The organism is Aestuariivirga sp., assembly GCF_044238155.1.
Lineage (GTDB): Bacteria > Pseudomonadota > Alphaproteobacteria > Rhizobiales > Aestuariivirgaceae > Aestuariivirga.
Map to the genome: position 1 here is coordinate 1 of NZ_JBIIDX010000211.1, position 4,049 is coordinate 4,049.

Sequence of the window (4,049 nt, forward strand, 5' to 3'; positions counted from 1 at the left end):
ATTGCTCTCTGCACGATGGTTTCGATCGATATGCCACGCCGTGCCAATTGCCTGCCAAGAGCATCAAAATCCTCGGCCAGTTCGCCGCCTAACTGCCTGTTCGACTCTTCGATGAAGTCCGAACTTATCGAAAAACCCATTTACCTACCTCGTAAAGGATGCTGCATTTCCCGCGTCGACATTCAAAAAATTGCCCGTCGACTTGTCTGACAGATCAGATGCAAAAAAATATACGGCCTCTGCAATATCCTCTGGGAAGACTGATCGTTGCAGCAGTGAACGTTTGCGGTAATGCTCCTCGAGCTCTTCCTCCGTTATCTTTAAGGATGCCGCGCGCTGCTGCCGCCACGGGCCCTGCCAGATCTTTGATCCCCTCAAGACTGCATCGGGGTTTACCACATTAACCCTTATGCCAAGCGGAGCCCCTTCCAACGCCATACAGCGAGCAAGATGCAACTCACCTGCCTTTACTGCACAGTACGCCGATGCTCCCGGCGAAGCTGCAACAGCATTTTTTGAGCAGATAAAGACCATAGAGCCTCCTAACTTCTGGCGTTGCAGCAGACGATATCCCTCTCTACCTACCAGAAAGTAGCCCGCACCCATAACAGCCTGGTTCCTGTTCCAGAGCTCCAATGTTGTATTCTCTACCGTTGCCGAAATCGTAATCCCGGCATTATTCACTATGATATCAACACCACCATATGCCAGCGCGGTCTGGTTCATTGCTGAAATGACGTCGTCTTCGCTGGTCACATCCATCAATACGGCGCAAACATTGTCCTTTCCATAGGTTTTTGCAAAACCAGATGCCACATCATCAAGTGATGCTTGGTCAATGTCCGCCAGCACCACGCAAGCGCCTTCATTCAGAAACTTGGAGGCAATAGCTGCGCCGATTCCGCCTGCACCCCCCGTAATGAAAGCGGTTCGCCCTGCCAACGCCTTGGGCTTTGGCATCCGCGCGAGCTTGGCCTCCTCGAGCAACCAATATTCAATGTTGAACGCTTCCTGCTCAGCCAGTCCCTGATAGGCGGAAACCCCCGACGCACCACGCATGACGTTGATCGCATTCACGTAGAATTCAGCTGCTATCCGGGCAGTCGCCTTGTCCTTTGCGAAGGACAACATGCCAACACCAGGAACCAGATAAATGACAGGATTCGGATCTCGCATGGCTGGAGAATTGGGATGTTTGCACCGCTCGTAGTAAGCTGCGTAGTCCATACGATAACCATCAATCAGCTGCTCAAGCGTGGCATCATCTGCGTCGTGTGGCAAGATCAAGGGCTTGATCTTGGTTCTCAAAAAGTGGTCCGGGCAGGAGGTGCCAAGTGGTGCAAGAGCATCGAGAGCGTTTGAATTCACGAACTCAAGAACCTCAGGTGAATCAATGAAGTGACCCACTTTCCGCTCGTGCCTCGAGATTTTGCCACGGATCGCGGGCATTAAGCGCAGGGCGGCTGATCTGCGGTCAGCATCTGGCAGAACTGTAGTCCGCTGTCCTCCAAAGGCAGGTTTTTTCCGATTGGTCTCCAGCCAGACCGCAGCTTTGTTGATGATCCGCAATGTGGTATCATAGCAAGCCTTGGCATTATTTGCCCAGGTAAACAGCCCATGACTACCTAGGACTACTCCAACATAGTGTGGATTTTTCTTTGCCATTTCGCCAAGTTTTATGCCGAGGTCGATTCCGGGCCGTTGCCATGGCAGATAACCGATTTCTCCTTCGAAGATGGTCTGTGTCAGCATCTCGGCATCCTTCGATGCTGCGATGGCAATCACTGCATCTGAATGGACATGGTCGACATGAGTGTAGGGAACAAATCCATGAAGGCAGGTATCGATTGAAGGCGCCCTTGGATTCAAGTCGAAGATACAATGGTTCAGCGCATGCACCATAGCGTCTTCCTGATCCAGGCTCTTATACAAACCTTTTAATGACTCGAGCTTTTCCATGTAGAGTGTTGCAAATCCATCCAGCTTCATTGAGCCGATGTCACCGCCAGAACCCTTGACCCAGAGAACAGTGACCGACTGTCCCGTTAAAGGATCCTGTGCTGTCACTTTTGCTGAAGTATTGCCCCCACCAAAGTTGGTAATTCGCAAATCTGCGCCAAGCAGGTTTGATCGATAAAGCAGAAGGCGCGGCTCATCCAACTGGCTCGAAACTTGATCGTCCCAAAGCGATGGAACGGAAATTGAATTATTCATGATACCTGCTTTCTGGAAGTGGAGACGCGCCGGACGGTGCCGGCGCGCCACGATTTTGCAGTTTAGAAGTCGAAACCAGCAATGTTCTCCTTGGTGAATACATAGGGTGATCCAAGAAGGATCTCCGAACCATTGATCACCTGCAGATCACCGAGCTTGCCAGCCTTCACCGAGGTTGCCCCGGGTTGCAACGAGCCATCAGCGACTGCGCGCAGGACCTGCATTGCGGCATATCCAAGATCTACTGGATTCCAGAGTACGACTGACTTTACACAATCCTTCTCAACATAGGGCTTCATTGCGTTTGGAGTTGCAAGACCGACAACCGAAATCTTGCCGCACTTACCGGCCTGTGTCACGGCCTCTGCTGATGCGGGGGTTGCTACAGAGGTCATGCCGAAGATGCCCTTCAGATCATCTCCATACTTGTTTATCAGTGTTGTAGCCTGGTTGAAGGACAGATTGTTGTCCTCCTGAGCTTCAACAGTTTCGAGCCATTTCAGCTTCGGATGGCACTTCTCTGCATAAGCAGCCATCTCGGCGATCCAACGTGCCTGATTTGGCGTCGTAAAGGTCGAGGTAACAATCGCAATACCACCTTCACCACCAATCTCGGCTGCCATTGAGTCAACCAGCGCCTTTGCGATGCCGTTGAACTCTGCCTGGTTCACGAACCATTGCCGTGCATCAGGGGTTGAGTTTGCATCATATCCAACGACATTGATGCCCTTCTCAAGAGCCTTTTTCAGCACGGGTGCAATCGCAACCGGATCATTGGCAGCGAAGAGAATGCCGTCTACACCACTGGTGATGTAGTTATCGATGAAGGTGATCTGTTCATCGATGTTGGCTTTGGTTGGACCGTCGGTCTTGGCATCGACATTTCCGAGCTCGGCTGCAGCATCAGCAATACCCTTGGATGTGGCATTGAAATAGCCGATGCCAATCAGCTTCGGCACGTCAACAACCGTGATCTTCTTGCCCTTGCGGTCTGGTGGGTTGGTCGGCACCCCACCGTCATAGGGCTTGGCTGCGGCTGCCGAAGGTGTTCCATCGCATGCCAAAGGGTTGGTCGGCTGGTCATCGCCACCCGTCCATGCCGAAGCCGCAAGTGCTGAGCCAGTCATGAGACCGAGGCTCATCACGACAGCCAGTGTAAGTTTCTTCATCATGAGTCTCCCGTGTTGGTCTTGCAGCCCACAGGCGGGTGAGCTGAAGACGACCTCCAATATTCAGCCGCCTCTGTTTCTGTCAAATATTGCTCCAGCTAGAATGGCACCTATGAGAACCAGTCCGATTACAACTATGGTGCCGTCCCCTTTCACGCCTGACAAAGCCAAACCATTCTTCAGCGCCTGGATCAGAATGAGCCCTAGAACTGTCCCGATGATGGTCCCGCGGCCACCAAAGATAGAGGTTCCACCGAGGACAACGCCCGTAATCACGTCAAGCTCGAGGCCGGTTCCCATGTCAGATCTGGTTGTTGTCACCCGAGATACGAAAATCACAGCCGCGACTGCTGAACACAGACCCGCGGCCGTGTAAATCCAGAGCTTCGTCGCCTCGACACGAATTCCCGAGAAGCGGGCAGCAGTCTCGTTTGCGCCTATGGCATATGTTGCGCGCCCAAACGGCGTGAGACCAAGAATCATTGCCGAAAGTACGATGGCGAGTCCAAGCAACCACAGTTGAAACGGAACGCCAAGTACTTCTCCCTGACCTAGGAAAAAGAACCATTCGGGATATCCCCGCACCGATCGGGCCTCGCTGATTCCCTCTGCCAGGCCACGATAGAGTGCCAATGTCGCAAGCGTGGCGATCAGTGGCGGAACGCC

Annotated in this window: 3 protein-coding genes; all 3 read right to left on the minus strand. The window is 52.7% G+C overall.

Annotation, left to right across the window (positions count from 1 at the left end):
• Positions 1-144 precede the first annotated feature (144 nt).
• Positions 145-2,214 carry a bifunctional rhamnulose-1-phosphate aldolase/short-chain dehydrogenase gene (locus ACILRN_RS15985; RefSeq protein ID WP_395689959.1) on the minus strand — a complete coding sequence of 690 codons (2,070 nt, stop codon included), beginning with the start codon at positions 2,212-2,214 and terminating at the stop codon, positions 145-147.
• A 62-nt stretch (positions 2,215-2,276) separates the two neighbouring features.
• Positions 2,277-3,383: a substrate-binding domain-containing protein gene (locus tag ACILRN_RS15990; RefSeq protein WP_395689960.1), complete on the minus strand. Its 1,107-nt coding sequence runs from the start codon at positions 3,381-3,383 to the stop codon at positions 2,277-2,279.
• A 63-nt stretch (positions 3,384-3,446) separates the two neighbouring features.
• The coding region (locus ACILRN_RS15995; protein ID WP_395689961.1) for an ABC transporter permease at positions 3,447-4,049 on the minus strand (603 nt) is incomplete at its 5' end.

What these genes read in the sequence shown, in the direction of transcription:
- ACILRN_RS15985 (WP_395689959.1), bottom strand. Translation starts at nt 2,214, where the DNA reads ATGAATAATTCAATTTCCGTTCCATCGCTTTGGGACGATCAAGTTTCG.
- ACILRN_RS15990 (WP_395689960.1), bottom strand. Translation starts at nt 3,383, where the DNA reads ATGAAGAAACTTACACTGGCTGTCGTGATGAGCCTCGGTCTCATGACT.